Consider the following 17856-nt stretch of genomic DNA (forward strand, 5'->3'; position numbering starts at 1 on the left):
GTTGCACACTTGGGCGTGGCTTTCACGTTGACGATCGACTGCGGTGGCGGCGGCATCAAGGGCTCGGTGCTCGACGCCGCCGGCACGATGCGCGCGCAGCCGCTGCGCGTGCCGACGCCGTACCCGCTGCCGCCCGACCTCTTCGTCAAGACCCTGCTGGAGCTCGGCGAGCGGCTGCCGAGCGCCGACCGGGTCACCGTCGGGATGCCGGGCATGCTGCGCCACGGCGTGGTCGTCGCCACGCCGCACTACGTGACCCGCAGCGGGCCCCGGACGAAGGTGGACCCCGAACTGGTGAACGCCTGGCACGGCTTCGACGCGCGTACCGCGCTGGCCGAGGCGTTCGGGCTGCCGACGCTGGTGCTCAACGACGCCGAGGTGCACGGGGCCGGCGTGGTCGCGGGCACCGGCTGCGAGCTGATTCTGACGCTGGGCACCGGGCTGGGCTGTGCGCTGTTCGACGGCGGCCAGCTCGCGCCGCACCTGGAGATGTCGCAGGCGCCGGTGCGCTGGGGGATGACCTACGACACCTACATCGGGGAGCACGAGCGGCGCCGGCTCGGCGACGCCCTCTGGTCCCGCCGGGTCCGCAACGTGGTCGAGGGGCTGCGCCCGGTCTTCCTGTGGGACCGCATCTACCTGGGCGGCGGCAACTCCCGCCTGATCACCTCGACGCAGCGGGCCCGGATGGGCGACGACGTGGTGGTGGTGCCCAACACGGCGGGCATCGTCGGCGGGGTGCGCGCCTGGAACCTGCGGGCTGACGACTCTCGATAGGTTCATGGCATGCTGCCCAGCCCGCGTGCCCTGCTTCTCGACTTCGGCGGGGTGCTCGCCGACGCTCCCCGCCAGGATCCGGCATCACCCGAGCTGGTCCGGCGCCTGGACGACCTGACCGGCGGGGTGCTGCCGCCGGGTGAGATCGAGCGGTCGCTGGTCGCGGGCCAGGCCGCGTACGCGTCGTGGCGGGACGAGGATCACCCCGACGAGCTGACCCATGCCGAGGCCTGGGGGCGGTTCGTCACCCACGGCTGGCCGGGGGCGGCCCGGGACGCCGTGGACGCCCGGGCGACGCCGCTCAGCTACGACTGGACCTGGCGGCCGGAGTGGCGCCTGCGCCCCGGCATTCCGGAGGCGCTGCGCGCGGCCCGGGCGGCGGGCCTGCCGATGGCGGTCGTCAGCAACACGTTGTGCGGCGCGGCGCACCGCGACTTCCTGGCCGGTGCCGGGCTCGGCGGGCTGTTCGCGGCGCAGGTCTACAGCGACGAGGCGGGCGTCCGCAAGCCGAACCCGGAGATGATCCGGCTCGCCGCGCGGGAGCTGGGGGTGCCGGCCGGGCAGTGCTGGTTCGTCGGCGACAGCCTGCAGCGCGACGTCGCCTGCGCCCGGCGCGCCGACGTGGCCGCGGCGATCCTGATGCCCTCGCCGCGCACCGACCGCGAGGAGCGGGCCGACTGGCCGGAGCCGGACGCCGTGGTCCAGGACGGCTTCGGCCTGCGCGACCTGCTCCCGGCTGCGCGCCTAGGGGAGGTGGCCGAGGACGACCCGCTCGGAGGCGAGTAGGTAGTCGCGGAGCAGGTCCGCCGCGCGCGCGGCCTCGCCCGCCTCGTAGGCCGTCGTGATCTCCTCGTTCATCGTCACGAACGGGCGGTGCAGGCCCTCCAGGTCCGGGGCCGCCACGAACGCCAGGCGCAGCTCGGCCGTCAACTGGCGCATCCACGCGTCCAGGCGCGGGCTGCCGGCCAGCGCGACGATCCGCTCGTGGAAGTGCATGTTGGCGGTGCCGACCGCGCGCCATTCGCCGGCCTCGGCCGCGCGCCGGGCCTCGTCGACCGCGGCATGCATCCCCTCGGCGCGGGGCGGCCGGACCGGCGCCTGCCGCAGGGCCGAGCACTCCAGCAGCACCCGTACGCGGTAGATGTCGGCGATCTGTGCCGGGCTGAGCGTCGCCACGAACACCCCGCGGTGCGGCAGCCGGACCAGCAGACCCTCCTCGATCAGCGTCGAGAACGCCTCCCGCAGCGTGTTGCGGGAGACCTCGAGCGGACCGGTCAGGGACGACTCGGCGAGCCGCGTGCCGGGCGCCAGCTCCCCGTTGATCATCGAGTCGCGGAGCCGCCGCACCGCCCTGGCCGCCGAGCCCGGCTGCTCCACCGTCGTCACCGGGTCAGTCAATCAGCCGTGCCGCCGCGACCACGAAGCGGACCTTGGCGCCGGGCCGGGCCTGCGCGGCCCGGTCGGCGGCCGCCGGGGTCAGCACCGCGATCACCGGATAGCCGCCGGTGACGGGATGGTCGGCCTGAAAGACGATCGGCTGCCCGTCGGGTGGCACCTGCACGGCGCCGCGGACCACGCCCTCGCTGGGTAGCTCCGCGGTGCGGGAGCGGGAGAGGGCCGGGCCGGTGAGGCGCAGGCCGACCGAGTCGCCGGCGGGGGAGACGGTGTATTCCGCGCTGAGGAAGGTCGCGACGGCGGATGCGGTGAACCAGTCATCACGCGGCCCGAGATCGACCTCCCACGGCCCGTCCCCGAGGCGCGGCCCGTCCCCGGTGCTGCCGAGGGGAGGGATCTCGCCGTGCTGTGGCGGGAGCGCGCCGATCGGCAGCACGTCGCCGGCCGCCGGGCGGGGCGGACCGACCAGCCGGTCCGTGGAGCGCGAGCCCAGCACCTCCGCGACGGCGAAGCCGCCGCGCACCGCGAGGTAGCTGCGCAGGCCCCGGCGCGGCATCGTCACCGTCACCTCGGCGCCGGCCGGGATCTCGACGACCTCCTCGACGCCCGCGCGGTTGCCGCCCACCGAGAGGACCGCGTCGGTGCCGGCGAGGACCGCGACGGCCGGCTCGTCGAAGCGGACCCGCAGGCCGCCGAGGGTGCACTCCAGCGCCGCCGCGCCCGGCGGGTTGCCGACCAGGGCGTTGGCCCGCGCATAGGCCGACCGGTCGACCGCGCCCGACGGCGCCACGCCCTGCCCGGCGTGGCCCGGGCGGCCCCGGTCCTTGAGGACCGTCAGCGGGCCGGCCCGCAGGATGGTGACCGTCATCGCGGCACCACCCTGAAGGTCACCCTGACGCCGGGCACGAGCAGCGCCGGCTCCGGCCGGTCGAGGTCCCACATGCGCTCGGTGGTGCTGCCGATCAGTTGCCAGCCGCCGGGGCTCTCGCTCGGATAGACGCCGGAGAACCGGCCCGCCAGACCGACCGAGCCCGCCGGGATCCTGGCCCGCGGCGAGGTGCGCCGTGGCACGTCCAGGCGGGGATCGCCGCCGGTCAGATAGCCGAAGCCGGGGGTGAAGCCGGCGAACGCCACCGTCCACGGCGAGCCCGTGTGCAGGGCGATCACCCCATCCGGGGTCAGGCCGGTGTGCCGGGCGACGTCGGCCAGGTCGGGGCCGTCGTAACGGACCGGGATCTCCACCGTGCCGGTGCCGACCGTGCCGGTGCCGCCCGGGCCGGGGCCGTCGACGGGCAGCCCGGCGGTCGCCCGCTCGACCGCGGCCGGGGACGTGACGGCCGGGTCGAGATGGATCAGCACCGTCCGGGCCGCGGGGACCAGGTCCACCACGCCGGGCAGGTCGGCCGAGCGCAGGGCCGCGTAGAGCGAGAGGGCGGCGTCGAGGTCGTCGACCTCCACCAGCACCGCCTCGCGGCCGCAGCGGAGGAATCTGGTCACGGCGCCGTCCCCGCGAAGGCCTCGATCGGCACACCCGCCCCGGTGAGCGCGTCGTGCACCGCGCGGGCCATCTCGACCGCGCCCGGCGAGTCGCCGTGCACGCAGATCGAGTCGGCCTCGATCTTGATCACGCTGCCGTCGACCGCGACCAGCGTGCTGTCGGTCACCAGCCGGAGCATCCGCTCGGCGACCTCGGCGGGGTCGTGCAGCAGGGCGCCCGGCTCGCGGCGCGACACCAGCGTGCCGTCCGGGCGGTAGCCGCGGTCCGCGAACGCCTCGCGGACGACCCGCAGGCCGGCCTCGTGGGCGAGGTGCAGGAAGACCGAGCCGGGCAGGCCCAGCACCGGCAGATCCGGGTCGTAGCGGCGCACGGCGTCGACCACGGCGGCGGCCTGCTGCTCGTGGTGCACGATCGCGTTGTAGAGCGCGCCGTGCGGCTTGACGTAGAGCACCCGGTCGCCGGCGGCCCGGGCCAGGCCGTCCAGCGCGCCGAGCTGGTAGATCACATCCGCGACCAGGTCGGCGGTCTCGTAGTCGATGAAGCGCCGGCCGAAGCCGGACAGGTCCCGGTAGCCGACCTGGGCACCGATGACGACGCCCTTGGAGACCGCCCGCTCGCAGGTGGCGAGCAGGGTCCGCGGGTCGCCGGCGTGGAACCCGCAGGCGACGTTGGCGCTGCTGACCAGGTCGGTCATCGCGTCGTCGTCGCCCAGCCGCCAGGCGCCGAAACCCTCGCCGAGATCGCTGTTGAGGTCCATGGCCCTCCTCGATCGGGATGACACCGACCCTAGGGATTGTTCAACGATCACGCAAGAGTTGTTCAACAATCGCGATTACCGGTGGGCGGAGACCACCTGCCACACGCTCGTCCGGCGTACCGGGACGCCCTCGAGGGCCTCGACCACCGGCACCTCGTAGGTGCTGCGGTGGATCATTGATTCGGTCGGCAGGTAGGCCCGCCCCGGGTCTCCGACCAGCACCAGCGCGCCCCGGCCCGCGGCGCGGCGCAGGAACGGCAGCACCCGGGCGGCCATCTCGCGGCTGTAGAAGACGTCGCCGGCCAGGATCACGTCGGCCTCGGCGAACCCGGTCTCCAGCAGGTCCTCCTCGACGGTGCGCACCTCGACGCCGTTGGCCTGGGCGTTCGCCTCGGCGGCCGCGAGCGAGAGCGGATCGATGTCGTTGGCCGTCACCGGCCGCGCCCCGGCGCGGGCGGCGGCCACCGCCACCAGGCCCGAACCGGTCGCCAGGTCCAGCACCGCCCGGCCCGCGACCAGGTCCGGGTCGTCGAGCACGTGCCGGGCCAGCGCCTGACCGCCGGCCCACGCGAACGCCCAGAACGGCGGCGGCTGCTCGGTGCCCGCCGCCTCCGTCCGTTCCCAGAGCTCGATCGGCTCGTCGGCCTGATAGAGGACGAGTTCCGGCAGGAAGGGCACGGGCGCGAGCCGCGTGTTCGCGCGGACGAAGTTGTTGGACACACACCGATTCTGCTCAGTTGACCTGGCCCGGGACCGATCAGGGTGCAGCGTCGAAGATTGTTCGGGAGAGGAGCGGTATGCCGACTAGATTGGCGGCTGCCCTCTTCGGCGCCGGGATGCTCCTGCTCGCCGCGGTCTTCCACGCCCAGCCGCACTGGCAGGTGCCGCTGCGAGTGGTCGCCGGCCTCGCCGCGATCCTGGTGATCGCCGTCGGCGTTCGGCGGCATCGGCCCAGCTCGCGCGGCCCCTGGCACCTGCTCTCCCTCGCCATCGTCCTCTCCGTGGTCGGCACGACCGCCAGCCAGGGTGGCCCCGCGGTCGAACGCGTGATCGCGAGCCTGGATGAGATCGGCACCGGAATACTGCTCGCGGCCCGCCCGCTGCTGGCGGGGATGCTGTTCTGGTTCGTGCGGCTGAGCGCCGGCGGGCGGCGCGACCGCGGCGGCCTGCTCGACGCGCTCACCCTCACCTCCGGCATGGCGCTGCTGGCCTGGACGTTCGTGCTCGGCCCGCACCTGCGCGACGCCGACCTGTCGACGCTCGAGTGGTGGGTCACCGTGGCGTTCGCGGTCGGCGACCTGATCTGCCTGGCCATGCTGACCCGGCTGCTCACCACGCCGGGGCGCACCGCCGCGGCCGCCGTCTGGCTGGCCGCCGGCATCCTGGCGCTGCTGCTGACCGACGTCGCGAGCGTGGTCTCCTTCCACGACGAGATCGCGTTCCTGACCGCCTTCGGGCGGATCCCCCTGTACGCGGCCGCCGGCCTCGCCGCGCTGAGCACCTCGATGACCGCGCTGACCCGGTCCGCCGCGGCGCCGGACGCCGAGCTCGGCTGGGTCCGGCTGGCGCTGCTGGCGCTGGCGTCGCTGGCCGCCCCGGCCGTGCTGGTGTTCCAGGCCCGCGTCGACGGTACGGTGTCCGACCTCAACGTGGTCGCGGTGCTGAGCGCCTGCACGTTCCTGCTGGTCCTGGCCCGGATGGCGGGCATCATGGCCAGCCATCGCCAGGCCATGGCCCGCGAGCGCGGGCTGCGCCGCGCCTCGGCCACGCTGGTCTCGGCCGCCGACGCGGACGAGGTCGGCGATGCCGTCCGTACGGCGGTGGCCCAGCTGCTGCCCGCCGACGTGCCGCACCGGGTGGTGCTCGCCATGGCGTTCACCGAGCCCGAGCAGCCGGTATCGCCCGAGGCCGCGGCGCAGTCAGCCCACGACCGCAGCACCGGTACGGCCGCCCGCCTCGTCGCCACCCGCGACGTCGACTGGGCCGTCGCGGTCCGGCTGACCCAGTTCAACACGGTGCTGCGCTGCCCGCTGGTGCTGAAGGACCGCCCGACCGGTGACCCGCTCGTCGGCGTGCTGCACATCGGCGGCCCCACGTGGGCCCTGCGCAACCTGCAGCGGGCCCTCGAGGTGCTGGCCACCCAGGCCGCGCTTGCCCTGGAGCGGATCGCGCTGAGCGAGGAGGTCACCAGGCGCAACAGCGAGACCTACTTCCGCACCCTGGTGCAGAACACGTCGGACGTCATCCTGATCGTCGACGACGAGGACCGGGTGCGCTACGCGAGCCCGTCCGCGGTCCACGTGCTCGGCGCCGACCCGGCGGGCGTGCGCCTGCCGGACATCATCCACCCCGGCGACCGCACCCGGCTGGCCGACGTGCTGGCCGCCGTACGCGGTAGCACCGGCACCCAGCAGGGCCTCGACTTCCGGGCCGTGGGACGCCGGCGTACCGAGGTCATGCTCGAGATGCACTGCCGGGACCTGCGCGCGGACCAGACCGTCGCCGGGCTGGTCGTCACCCTGCGCGACGTCACCGAGCGCCGCCAGCTCGAGCGCGAGCTCACCCACCAGGCCTTCCACGACTCGCTGACCGGCCTGGCCAACCGGGTCCTCTTCGCCGACCGGCTGCAGCACGCGCTGGCCCGCGGCGCCCGCGACGGCGCGGTGGTCGGCGTGCTCTTCATCGACCTGGACGACTTCAAGATCATTAACGACACGCTGGGCCACGCGGTCGGCGACCAGTTGCTGATCGCCGTCGCCGAGCGGATCTCCGGCGCGCTGCGCGCCGACGACACCGCCGCCCGGCTCGGCGGCGACGAATTCGCCGCGCTGGTCGAGAACGTGCAGGACCCCGGCGCGGTCGAGGAGACCGCCACCCGGATCCTCGCCGCGCTGGCCCAGCCGATCGTCATCGACGGCGAGCCGCTGCAGGCCGTGGCCAGCATCGGCATCACCACCACGCCCGAGGCGGACACCGCCGACGCGCTGCTGCGCCAGGCCGACCTGGCGCTGTACGTCGCCAAGGGCGCCGGCAAGAACCAGTGGCGGCGCTACCAGTCGCACCTGCACGACGTCATGGTCCAGCGGCTAGAACTGCGCTCGGCGCTCGACCACGCCGTCAACGAGGGACATTTCCTGCTGCAGTACCAGCCCATCGTCGACCTGGAGACCGACGAGGCGGTCGGCTTCGAGGCGCTGGTGCGCTGGCACCACCCGACCCGCGGGGTCATCGCGCCGGACCAGTTCATCGAGGTGGCGGAGGAGAGCGGGCTCATCGTGCCGATGGGCCGCTGGGTGCTGGACCAGGCGCTGCACACGGTGGCGCAGTGGCGACGCATCCTGCCCCGCGCACGCCAACCGTACGTGAGCGTCAACGTCTCTGTCCGGCAGTTCCGCCAGCCGGGCTTCGTCGATCAGGTCCGAGGCTCGCTCGACTACGCCGGCGTGCCGCCGCAGGCGCTGATGCTGGAGATCACCGAGACCCTGCTGATGGGCGACGACGAGCAGATCTGGGCCGACCTCGCCGTGCTGCAGGACCTCGGCGTGCGAATCGCGATCGACGACTTCGGTACGGGCTACTCCTCGCTGAGCTACCTGCGGCAGCGGCCGATCGACGTACTGAAGATCGACAAGACCTTCATCGACGACATGATCGGCAGCGCGCAACAACTGGCGCTGGTCGCGGGCATCGTGAGCCTGGCGCAGACGCTGAACCTGACGGTGGTGGCGGAGGGCATCGAGGACGCCACCCACCGGCAGATGCTGGCGCAGCTCGGCTGCCCGCTGGGTCAGGGCTACTACTACTCGGCGCCGCTGGATCCGACCGAGGCGCTGGCCTGGCTGCGCGCGCCCATGCCGCTCGCCGCCGCCTAGGTTTCTGCTCCCGCATCGTGGGACCCGGGGCTCTGATTTCGGGTCGCCGGATGCGCGGTGTGGCCGGTGTGGATACCGCGGCAGACGGCCTTAATGGGAAAAAGTCCGAGTTTAAGGCTGCATCATATTTAATCCGCAAAAGCGAGAAAAAGGCTGAGGGCCGGGTCAGTATTTCGGGTGTCAGTACCTCACCTGAAAGGACATATCATGCGACGTCCTGGCCTCCTCATCGCCGGTGCCTTCCTCGCAGCCGGGGCCGGTCTCGCCATTGCGGCGCCCGCGTCGGCTTCTCCTGGCAGCAGCGGTGGCACCGCCGTCACTGCCGGTAGCTCCCACAGTTCCGACTGGTACTGGGACGACGACGACGACTGCTGGTACGGCATTTACGGCGGCTACAACTACTACCGTCCGTGGTATGGCGTCGGACGCCCCTGGGGCTACGGCGGCTACGGCGGCTACGGTGTCGGAGTAGGCATCGGCATCGGCGGATTCTAACGAAGTCGCCAGCCCGTACGGCCAGGTCCGGGCGCCTGTGTGGGGCCCCGGATCGGCCTTGTCCCAATAGGATCGTCTGACCCGGGCGCAACCGCGAAGCAGTTCGCGGGGGCGCCCGGGTTGGTCCTGTTCTTGGTCGCAAATCCTCTGACCCTGAGTGCCTGCGGTTCCCGGGGTGCTGGGTGGTCCGTCTTGGTGGGGGATTTGTCCGACTCTGAGGTCGTGGGTGTGTCCTGGACCGTTTCGTCACGGTAGGAATTGTCTGACCTATGTGCCGGTCGCGATGTGGTTTCGCGGGATGGTTGGGCTGGTCTTGTCTTAACGAGAATTCCTACCCTGGGTGCCTGCCTTTCCGGAGTGCACTATTAGTCCTGTTTAGTGGCCATTATGTAAATCTGGTGCCAGTCGCGAAGCACTTCACAGGGGTGCCTGGGTTGATCTTGTGTGCCGCTCGCGGAGCGGTTCTCGGGGTGCCTGGGTTGGTTTTGGCTCGGCACGAGTCGTCTGACCGGGGCGTCGGCCGCGGAGCTCTCCGTGGCGTGGCTGAGTTGTTCCTTGTCCCGCCCGGAATCGGTGCGGGAGCGCAGCACGCCGGGCCGGACGGCGAGATGCTGCCGGACGCGCACGCGCACGCGGACTCGGATCCGGACGCGGACCCGGACCGGACCGGACGTGTCCCGGTCCAGGGTGATTCCGGCGAGCAGCACCGGTGAGCCGGAGCCGAGGATGATCGCCCAGCCGAAACGGTAGTCAGGGTCGGCGCGGTGCTCGGTGCTGGATCCACAGCCCGTGCCCGGCGTGCGGTGTGCTGCCGGGCCGCGGAGCGGCATCGCGAGGTTCCGAGAAAGGCCGCCGGCGTGGCGGGATCGCGTGGGTGTGCGCGGGTTGGTCGGCGGCCACCCCGCAACCGGGAATCTCTCCCGTCCCGCTCGGGTGCGCCAGGTTCGCCGCTTCGTGTGGCCACGGACGACGCCTCGGGTACGGCCCGGTTCACCATCTCGAATCGGACCGCCCGGCTTGGTCCCCGGGAACCTTCGCGGCCGGCTCGACCGGATCGATCAGGCGGTGGTCAGGTGGCCGATGACCGCGTCGGGATGGAAAATCCAGTTCAGGTGACTGCTCTCGACGGTGACCACCCGGAACTTGTTGCGCGGGGTCAGCCTGTCGGCGTCGGCGATCATCAGGTCCTGCATGGGGAGCGGGATCGCCCGGTCCTCGCTGAGCCGGATGAACGTACGGCGGACGCGGCCCCACCTCTCTGCGGCCGGCGTGATGGGGGTGTAGTACATCAGGATCGACTCGTCCGGTTGGCAGGAGTTGAGGAGGACGCGCATCTGATCGTCGGTGCCGTCGGCCAGGAAGGCGGCCTTCGCCGCGGCGAAGAAGGCGGGGTCGGCGCTGCGCCAGTTGTTACGCAGCGCGCCGGTGCCGCCCGCCGGGTCCGGGTTCCCGATGTTGGGCACCCGCAGCACGAGAGACGGCTGGCCCTCGGGGGTGCCGTAGTACTCGATGAGCGTCGGCCGCGCCGGGTCGGTGCAGCAGAACGCCGACAGGTAGACCAGCCGGTGCACCAGGTGCGGCACGACGTCGGCCACCCCGGTGATGGTGACGCCGCCCAGGCTCTGGCCGACCAGGACGACCGGCCCGTGCGCGGCCGCGCGGCGCACGACCTCGACCACGTGGGCGACGTTGTCGGCGGGCGTCACCCCGTTCAGCGGCGAGACCAGCGTGCTCAGCGTGTCGAGGTCCTGCGGCGCCTGGTAGGCCGCCGGGAACCAGCCCTCGCCGCCGTGACCGGGCAGGTCGACCGCGAACACCAGGTGACCGCGGGCGGCGAGCAGCTCGGCCACACCGGACCAGACACCGGCCGAGCCATTGGCGCCGTGCACGAGCACGAAGACCTCGGCCCGTTTCGACGCCCGCCCGGCGGCCTTCGCGGGCGAGGCGGCCAGTACACCGGCGGCGGCGGCCGCGCCCGATGCCGCGCCCAGCAGGAGACCGCGCCGGGTAGGTCCACTTTCATTCGTACGTTCGTTCGCCATTGATCCACAGTAGATCGATGGCCCGGATCGCGGTGCCCCGTCCTCCTCGGCCCGGCCACCGATCACTCGGGGTAAGCGAAGGTCTCCGTGATCGGCCGTCTCACGAGCGGACGATGCCGGAGCCGTAAGAGCCCGGTTCGGCCCTGTTCATAGCCGCAAGTGATCGTCGGCGTAGGCCGGGCCACCGGTGGTTTCGGTAGCCTGGCCTGCGTGCGGATCATGGCGGAGCAGACCCTAGGGCGTGACGAGGCGTACGAGTTGTACGCGGCGGTCGGCTGGTACGGCTACACCAAGGATGTCGGCAAGCTACTGCGTAGCCTCGCCGGCTCGCACCTGTTGCTCACCGTCCGGGGCGACGACGGGTGCTTGCTCGGACTGGCCAGAACGATCTCCGACGGCGAGACCGTTTGCTATCTGCAGGATCTGTTGGTGCATCCCCGGGTGCAGCGCGGCGGCATCGGCCGCGCTCTGATCGAGGAGCTCAAGCGACGCTACGAGCACTGCCGGTTCTTCCTTCTCGCTACGGACTCCGCCGATGCCGAGGCAGCCCGGGTATCGCACCCCTTCTACCGTGCGCTGGGTTTTGTCGCGCATGACGAGCAGGGGATGGCGGCGTTCGGCTTACCGGTCAAGCGCTGAGTCCATCGCTTGATCTCTCGCCCGGGGCCGTCGTTCGAATAGTCGATCACCGGAAAGCTCTTCCTTGCTCGCAGCCCAGGTGCATTTTCGTGGTCCAGCCGCCACGGGAGCGGCCCAGGGCATGATCGGCGGGTGCGGGCTCGCCGGCAGTCCACTCCGGCCTTGACCGCCATATCCGCCTTGCTTGCTTGGAACGCGAGCCGAAGTTTCCCAATCTTGAAGAACGGGACCGGCGGCTTATTGAGGGCGAAATTCGACAGGTGCGAGGGTGTGCCAATCCCGTCAGTCGTTGAGCAATTTTCGATCTGGCTTCGGGCCAGCGGTTATCCGGGTCGTCGATCTCCGCCGGGCGCTTCAGCCTGGGCCAGGTGCGGGGCGAGGCGGGGCATGCGGGCGAGTGGTGGGGGCGTGGCTGTGCGGGCGTGGCAGTGCGGTGCGGGAGTGCGGGCAGGCCTGCGGGTGGACGGGGCGGGGTGGGGCTTCGTGTTAGGCGAGGGCCTGCTGGATGGCCAGGGTGTTCTGGTACTCGCGCCAGAGTGCGATCTTGCCGTCGCGGGCCGTCAGCACGCTGATGAAGGCGGCCGTCGCCTGCCGGCCGGTGGCGGTCGAGGTGCCGGTCAACTCGTACTCGACCACGATGGTGTCGGGGTCGGTGGTGTCGTGGACGGCGGTGGTGCGGCACTCGTCGAAGCGGACCGGGAATACGGCGCGCTGCGGGTTGGCGAAGTCGAGGAATTGTTGCCTGCCCACGATCCGGTGCGGGCCGGGCGCGGCGAACGGGCTCTCGATGATCACATCGTCGGCCAGGAAATCGCCGGTCAGTGTTGGGGTCGGGCCGAACCATTGCCGGCGCATCTGCTCGAACAGGTCGCGGGGCGTGCTGGGCATGGCGGCGGACCTCCGTAAGATGAGTGGTGACTCAGGAAACGAACGATAGTGAGTGGTGACTCATCTTGTCCAGTGAGCCGGACCGGCCCCTGCGCGCGGATGCGCTACGCAATCGCCGGAGGCTGTTGCTGGCGGCGGAGGAGGTGTTCGCCGAGCAGGGGACGCAGGCCTCCACCGAGGAGGTGGCGCGGCGGGCGGGCGTTGCGGTCGGGACGGTGTTCCGGCATTTCCCCACCAAGGCCGACCTGCTGCGGGCCCTGATGAAGGGCCTGTTGCAGCAACTCGTCGACGACGCCGACGCCCTGGTCGCGCGGGGGGATCCGGGGACGGCGCTGTTCGAGTTCTTCACGCGACTCGTCGAGCGGACCACGGCGAACCGGACCGTGGTGAGCCTGCTGGCCGCCGAGGGGATCGACGTGCCGATCGCCGGCGCCCTCGGGCCGCTCACCTCCGCCGTGCAGGAACTGCTGCGGCGCGGGCAGCGGGCCGGCGCGATCCGCGCCGAGGTCCGAACCGACGAGGTGATGGCGCTGCTGGTCGGCGCCTGTCAGGGCGCGCTGTACGGCGGGTGGAGCCCTGACCTGCGCCGGCGGACCCTCGGCATCATGTTCGCCGGCATGACGGCACCGCCGGTGTGATCCGCCCGGGCGTTGCCACCCCAGAGCCTTACCTGTGCGGCGGATCCTCAAATCATGTTCGCGGGCATGATGGCGCCGGTGGCGTGATCCGGCGGGGGTCGCCGCCTTGGAGTCATTGTCTACAGTGGCTGGTCCGGTGCTATTGGGTGCGGGCCGCCCGGCCGGCGTAGGTGCGGTCGGGGATCTGGGGCAGGGCGCTCGCCGCCGCCATCGCGAGGCGATAGCGGAACGGCACCACGATGCGCCGCCGCGGCCGGCGTAGCGCCCGTTCGATCGCGTCGACCACGACATCGGGGCCCGGCATCCGGCTCTTGCGGTGTGCGGTCAGCTCCGTGGCGATGTGCCCCGGTTCGATCAGGGTGACGCCGATGCCGGTGCCGGCGAGTTCCCGCCGGACCGAGTCGGTCATGCCGCGCAGCGCGAACTTCGTCGCCGAGTAGGTGCCGCTGATGCCGATCTCGCCGGCCACCGAGCCGATGTTGATGATCGAACCGGAGCCCGCCTCCCGCATCAGCGGGATCACCGCGCGCATGAGCCGGATCGGCGCCAGCAGGTTGACGTCCACCATCGCGGTGACCGTGGCGTCGTCGGCCAGCACCGACGCCGAGCCGCCGACGCCCGCGTTGTTGATCAGGGCGTCGACCGTCCCGGCCTTCTCGACGAGGGCGGTGATCTGTGCCGGGTCCCTGATGTCGGTCGGTACGGCCATGGCAATGCCGCCGTTCGACTCGATCTCGGCGGCGACCTCCGCGAGTTCCGCCTCGCGCCGGGCCGCCAGCACGACCGTCGTGCCCGGCCGGCCCAGCCGCAGCGCGGTGGCGCGGCCGATCCCGCTGGAGGCGCCCGTGATGATGACGACCCGCATGCCCGTACCTCCCGAAAAGCAGGAAATCGGCGCCGCCAGTGCGCGGCGGCGCCGATTTCCGGTGGAGCGTGAATCTATCGCTTGCTGTGGTAGGCCTCGACGATCGAGCCCGGGATCCGGCCACGCTCGGAAACCTCGTAGCCGTTCTTGCTCGCCCACTCGCGAATGGCCTGATTCTGGTCGCGGCTGGCGCGACCGGTGCTCGCCGGCGCGGCGCCCCGCCGGGTGGCCCGGGCCTCGACGCCCGAGCGGCCGATGCGCGTGGCGACCGACAGGTACGGGTCGAGCGCCTTACGCAGCTTGCCTGCGTTCTTTTCCGACAGGTCAATCGTGTAGTTCACACCGTCGAGTCCGAACTCGACCGTACGGTCGGCCTCGCCACCGTCGAGGTCATCGGTCAGAAGGGTAATTACCTGCTTGGCCATGGTGTGGTTGCTCCCGTGACGGTGCCATTGTCTTAGAGAATTCCTGCGCATTCATTCTGTCCTCGAATGATGTCGAGTGCAAATTGTCCGGCCTGCATGTCGCGAATGTCATCCGCCGCATTCGGGTGCGCGGCCGGGGGTTGCGCGGGGGCAATCGGGCCGGCGGGCGGCCCGGCGCGGCCGTCACCTCGACAGACGTTCGAAACTTTCCCGCAACACTTCTCATGACTATCAATCTGTTGTAGGTTGCGTGGGAGCGCTCCCATAGCCCCTCCCCAGGGGTTCCCCCACCATCCAGGAGCAGTCATGAGACGCGCCATCCGCGCCATCACGGCGGCCGCTCTGCTCGCAGCGGCCTCGATCACGTCATTCGTGGTCGCCGGTCCTGCGCAGGCGGACACGCAAATCTGCGAGCAGTACGGATCCACCACGATCGGCGGTCGCTACGTGGTGATGAACAACCGATGGGGCACCTCCGCCGAACAGTGCATCAATGTCACCGGCAGCGGTTTCTCCATCACCCGCCAGCAGGGCACCGGCAGCACCAGTGGGGCGCCGGTGTCCTACCCGGCGGTCTTCCTTGGCTGCCATTACACGAACTGTTCTCCCGGCTCCAACCTGCCGATGCAGGTCAGCGCGATCGGCAGCGCAAACAGCAGCATCAGCTACAACTACGTCTCCGGCGCCACCTATGACGCCGCCTACGACATCTGGCTGGACCCGTCGGCAAGACGTGACGGCGTCAATGCCATGGAAATCATGATCTGGTTCAACCGGCAGGGTTCGATCCAGCCGATCGGTTCCGTCGTCGGCAACACCACGATCGGCGGCCGCAGCTGGCAGGTCTGGCAGGGCAGCAATGGCAGCAACAACGTCATCTCGTACGTGGCGCCCTCGGCGATCAGCAGCTGGAACTTCAGCGTCCTGGACTTCATCAACGACGTGAAGAACCGCGGCGCGATCACCAGCGCGTGGTATCTGACGAGCATCCAGGCCGGATTCGAGCCGTGGATCGGCGGCGCCGGCCTGGCGGTCACGAACTTCTCGGCGACGGTCAGCGGCGGCACCCCGCCGACGACGCCGACCACCCCGCCGCCCAACGGTGGCACCTCGGCGTGCCGGGTGACCTATGCGACGGACGCGTGGGGCAACGGCTACGTCGCCAACGTGACGGTCGCCAACACCGGCAGCGGCGCGATCGACGGCTGGACACTCGGCTTCACGCTCCCCTCCGGGCAGACGATCACCAACTCCTGGAACGCGACGCTCTCCGGCACCAGCGGTGCGGTGACCGCTCGCAACGTCGCCTTCAACGGCAGCATCCCGGCCGGCGGCAGCACCTCGTTCGGCTTCCAGGGCACCTACGGCGGCAGCTTCGCCACCCCGTCCACCTTCACCCTCAACGGCGCGACCTGCACCCGCGCCTAGGGTCTGTCCGGCCGGTCCGGGGGTCGCCCTCGGACCGGCGGGACTGACCCGCTATCCCCGAACGGCCCCGCCTCGTCATCGATCAACCCGATGGCGGGGCGGCTGGCATTTCGGCCGACGTGCTTCACCGGTACTGCCAGGCGAGGCTGACGTGCTTCACCGGTACTGCCAGGCGAGGCCGACGTGCCTCACCGGTACTGCCAGGCGAGGCGCGGTCGGGCGAGGCCGGGCGGCGTCGCGGGTCCGGGCGGCGTCGCGGGTCCGGGCAGTGGCGCGGGTCCGGGCAGGGCTGGGGGGTTCGGAGCAGCGCGGATGGGGCGCGCACGGGTGGTCGGGGCGCAGCAGGCTCAGCCGCCGGCTCATCGGCGCCGGTCGATCACCGGGTCGATGTGGAAGTCGGCAGGCTGGTTCGGGTCGTGGTCTGTCAGGGTGGGGGCGGGGCGGTCGGCAGGATGCGCAGCGCCGCCGGCGCGTGCGGCGGGACCGCGGGGGAGCGCGGCGCGATCGGATCCAGCCGCAGGTAGTCCGCGTCCGGCGCCGGGCGGGCGTCGGCCTCGCCGGCGTTGGGCCACAACGACATCGCCCGTTCCGCCAGCGCCGTGATGGTCAGCGACGGGTTGACGCCGAGGTTCGCCGGAATCACCGAGCCGTCCACGACGTGCAGCCCCTCGTATCCGTACACCCGCTGGTAGGGGTCGACGACGCCGGTCTCGGGCGAGTCGCCGATGGTGACGCCGCCGAGGATGTGCGCGGTCATCGGGATGTCGAAGACGTCGCCGATCGCGCCGCCCGGGTGCCCGCCGATCTTCGTGGCCATTCGGCGCACCGCGTCGTGGCCGACCGGGATCCAGGTCGGGTTGGCCGGCCCGTGGCCCGGTCCGGTGGTGAGGCGTCCGGCGCGGGTCCGGCTTACGGTCAGGGAGTTGTCCAGGGTCTGCATGACCAGCGCGATGATCGTCTTGTCGGACCACCGCCGGTTGGAGAGCGAGCGAAGCAGCAGGCCCGGGTGGCGCAGCGCCTGGCCGAGGAAGCGGATCGGCCGCGGCACCCGGCCGCCGCCGTCGACCAGCAGGGTCGTGAGCAGGCCCATCGAGTTGCTGCCCGGCCCGTAGCGGACCGGCTCGATGTGGGTGTCGGCGTCCGGGTGGAAGCTCGACGTGATGGCGACCCCGGCCGAGAACGGCTTCTCCGGCACCTTCAGCGCCTGGGCGCCGAGCAGCGCCTCCGAGTTGGTCCGGGTCAGCGCGCCGAGGCGGGCGGACAGTTTCGGCAGCACGCCGGTGTCCCGCATGGCGTGCAGCAGCCGCTGGGTGCCGAGCGCCCCGGCGGAGAGCACGACCTGGCGGGCGGTGAAGGTGCCCTTGGACGTGGTCAGCAGCCAGCCGTCGTCGACGGGTCGCAGCGACTTGACCTTCGTCTCCGGGTGTATCGCCGCGCCGGCGCGCTCGGCCAGGTAGAGGTAGTTGAGATCCAGGCGGTTCTTCGCGCCGGTGCGGCAGCCGATCATGCAGTCGCCGCACTCGGTGCACCCGGTCCGCTCGGGCCCGGCCCCGCCGAAGTACGGGTCCGGCACGGTCTTGCCGGGCTCACCGAAGAAGACTCCCACCGGGGTGCGACGGAAGGTCGCGCCGACGCCCATGTCCTCGGCGACCGACTTGACCACCTCGTCGGACGGCGTCATCGACGGCTGCACGGTGACGCCGAGCATCCTCGTCGCCTGCGCGTAGTGCGGCTCCAGCTCGGCGGCCCAGTCGGTGATGCCGGCCCAGCGCGGGTCGGCGAAGAACGCGCCCGGCGGCTGGTAGAGCGTGTTCGCGTAGACCAGCGAGCCGCCGCCGACCCCCGCCGCGGAGAGCACGACGATGTCCTTGAGCAGGGTGATCCGCTGGATGCCGCGCAGGCCGAGCGCGGGCGCCCAGAGGAACGCCCGCAGGTCCCACGACGTCTTCGGCAGCGTCTGCGGCGTGTAGCGTCGGCCGGCCTCGAGCACGCCGACCCGGTAGCCCTTCTCCGTCAGCCGCAGCGCCGTGACGCTGCCGCCGAAGCCGCTGCCCACGACGACGATGTCGTAGTTCGTCATGCCGCCTACCTCACCACGTCGAGGGACTTCCGGCCAGAGGGCCCGCGGGTCGGGCGG

General features: G+C 71.5%; 18 protein-coding genes. 8 read left to right on the forward strand and 10 right to left on the reverse strand.

Annotated elements, in window-relative coordinates; genetic code table 11:
* Positions 1–15: 15 nt before the first annotated feature.
* Complete coding sequence (locus AB0F10_RS06200) at positions 16–777, forward strand: ROK family protein (protein ID WP_360620729.1); 762 nt, start codon at positions 16–18, stop codon at positions 775–777.
* Between the two features lie 9 nt (positions 778–786).
* Complete coding sequence (locus tag AB0F10_RS06205) at positions 787–1563, forward strand: HAD family hydrolase (protein ID WP_360620730.1); 777 nt, start codon at positions 787–789, stop codon at positions 1561–1563.
* Here AB0F10_RS06205 and AB0F10_RS06210 read toward each other — a convergent pair.
* From AB0F10_RS06210 to AB0F10_RS06230, 5 genes are all read right to left on the reverse strand, one after another.
* Positions 1522–2163, reverse strand: a complete 642-nt coding sequence (locus tag AB0F10_RS06210; protein ID WP_360620731.1) for a GntR family transcriptional regulator — start codon at positions 2161–2163, stop codon at positions 1522–1524. The genes AB0F10_RS06205 and AB0F10_RS06210 overlap by 42 nt on opposite strands.
* A gap of 4 nt (positions 2164–2167) precedes the next feature.
* Positions 2168–3040 carry a biotin-dependent carboxyltransferase family protein gene (locus AB0F10_RS06215; RefSeq protein WP_360620732.1) on the reverse strand — a complete coding sequence of 291 codons (873 nt, stop codon included), beginning with the start codon at positions 3038–3040 and terminating at the stop codon, positions 2168–2170.
* Positions 3037–3669, reverse strand: a complete 633-nt coding sequence (locus AB0F10_RS06220) for an allophanate hydrolase subunit 1 (protein ID WP_360620733.1) — start codon at positions 3667–3669, stop codon at positions 3037–3039. The genes AB0F10_RS06215 and AB0F10_RS06220 overlap by 4 nt, the downstream gene beginning before the upstream one ends.
* The gene (locus AB0F10_RS06225; protein WP_360620734.1) at positions 3666–4427 is read right to left on the reverse strand and encodes a 5-oxoprolinase subunit PxpA; all 762 of its coding nucleotides are present in this window, start codon (positions 4425–4427) and stop codon (positions 3666–3668) included. The genes AB0F10_RS06220 and AB0F10_RS06225 overlap by 4 nt, the downstream gene beginning before the upstream one ends.
* Before the next feature lie 75 nt (positions 4428–4502).
* On the reverse strand, positions 4503–5147 hold the full coding sequence (locus AB0F10_RS06230) for a 50S ribosomal protein L11 methyltransferase (RefSeq protein ID WP_360620735.1): 645 nt from the start codon (positions 5145–5147) through the stop codon (positions 4503–4505).
* Between the two features lie 77 nt (positions 5148–5224).
* On the opposite strand from AB0F10_RS06230, the gene AB0F10_RS06235 reads away from it, so the two are divergent.
* From AB0F10_RS06235 to AB0F10_RS06245, 3 genes are all read left to right on the forward strand, one after another.
* Positions 5225–8299: an EAL domain-containing protein gene (locus AB0F10_RS06235; protein ID WP_360620736.1), complete on the forward strand. Its 3075-nt coding sequence runs from the start codon at positions 5225–5227 to the stop codon at positions 8297–8299.
* 207 nt (positions 8300–8506) lie between these two features.
* Positions 8507–8794, forward strand: a complete 288-nt coding sequence (locus AB0F10_RS06240) for a hypothetical protein (protein WP_360620737.1) — start codon at positions 8507–8509, stop codon at positions 8792–8794.
* Between the two features lie 539 nt (positions 8795–9333).
* The gene (locus AB0F10_RS06245; protein WP_360620738.1) at positions 9334–9507 is read left to right on the forward strand and encodes a hypothetical protein; all 174 of its coding nucleotides are present in this window, start codon (positions 9334–9336) and stop codon (positions 9505–9507) included.
* Between the two features lie 345 nt (positions 9508–9852).
* Here the strand turns inward: AB0F10_RS06245 and AB0F10_RS06250 are convergent, their stop codons facing one another.
* Positions 9853–10836 carry an alpha/beta hydrolase gene (locus AB0F10_RS06250; protein ID WP_360620739.1) on the reverse strand — a complete coding sequence of 328 codons (984 nt, stop codon included), beginning with the start codon at positions 10834–10836 and terminating at the stop codon, positions 9853–9855.
* A 219-nt stretch (positions 10837–11055) separates the two neighbouring features.
* Between AB0F10_RS06250 and AB0F10_RS06255 the strand changes: the two genes are divergently transcribed.
* A complete protein-coding gene (locus AB0F10_RS06255; RefSeq protein ID WP_360620794.1) occupies positions 11056–11475 on the forward strand; it encodes a GNAT family N-acetyltransferase in 420 nt (139 codons plus the stop codon).
* Between the two features lie 486 nt (positions 11476–11961).
* On the opposite strand, the gene AB0F10_RS06260 is transcribed toward AB0F10_RS06255, so the two are convergent.
* Positions 11962–12363: a nuclear transport factor 2 family protein gene (locus AB0F10_RS06260; RefSeq protein WP_360620740.1), complete on the reverse strand. Its 402-nt coding sequence runs from the start codon at positions 12361–12363 to the stop codon at positions 11962–11964.
* A 65-nt stretch (positions 12364–12428) separates the two neighbouring features.
* On the opposite strand from AB0F10_RS06260, the gene AB0F10_RS06265 reads away from it, so the two are divergent.
* The gene (locus tag AB0F10_RS06265; protein WP_360620741.1) at positions 12429–13001 is read left to right on the forward strand and encodes a TetR/AcrR family transcriptional regulator; all 573 of its coding nucleotides are present in this window, start codon (positions 12429–12431) and stop codon (positions 12999–13001) included.
* A 139-nt stretch (positions 13002–13140) separates the two neighbouring features.
* On the opposite strand, the gene AB0F10_RS06270 is transcribed toward AB0F10_RS06265, so the two are convergent.
* On the reverse strand, positions 13141–13866 hold the full coding sequence (locus AB0F10_RS06270; RefSeq protein WP_360620742.1) for an SDR family NAD(P)-dependent oxidoreductase: 726 nt from the start codon (positions 13864–13866) through the stop codon (positions 13141–13143).
* Between the two features lie 74 nt (positions 13867–13940).
* Positions 13941–14291: an Lsr2 family protein gene (locus AB0F10_RS06275; protein WP_360620743.1), complete on the reverse strand. Its 351-nt coding sequence runs from the start codon at positions 14289–14291 to the stop codon at positions 13941–13943.
* A gap of 306 nt (positions 14292–14597) precedes the next feature.
* On the opposite strand from AB0F10_RS06275, the gene AB0F10_RS06280 reads away from it, so the two are divergent.
* Positions 14598–15719, forward strand: coding sequence for a GH12 family glycosyl hydrolase domain-containing protein (locus AB0F10_RS06280; RefSeq protein WP_360620744.1), 1122 nt, complete (start codon positions 14598–14600; stop codon positions 15717–15719).
* 424 nt (positions 15720–16143) lie between these two features.
* Here AB0F10_RS06280 and AB0F10_RS06285 read toward each other — a convergent pair whose 3' ends face one another.
* Positions 16144–17799: a GMC family oxidoreductase gene (locus tag AB0F10_RS06285; protein WP_360620745.1), complete on the reverse strand. Its 1656-nt coding sequence runs from the start codon at positions 17797–17799 to the stop codon at positions 16144–16146.
* Positions 17800–17856 lie beyond the last annotated feature (57 nt).

Source organism: Actinoplanes sp. NPDC026623, assembly GCF_040638275.1.
In the GTDB taxonomy this organism is placed as follows: Bacteria; Actinomycetota; Actinomycetes; order Mycobacteriales; family Micromonosporaceae; genus Actinoplanes.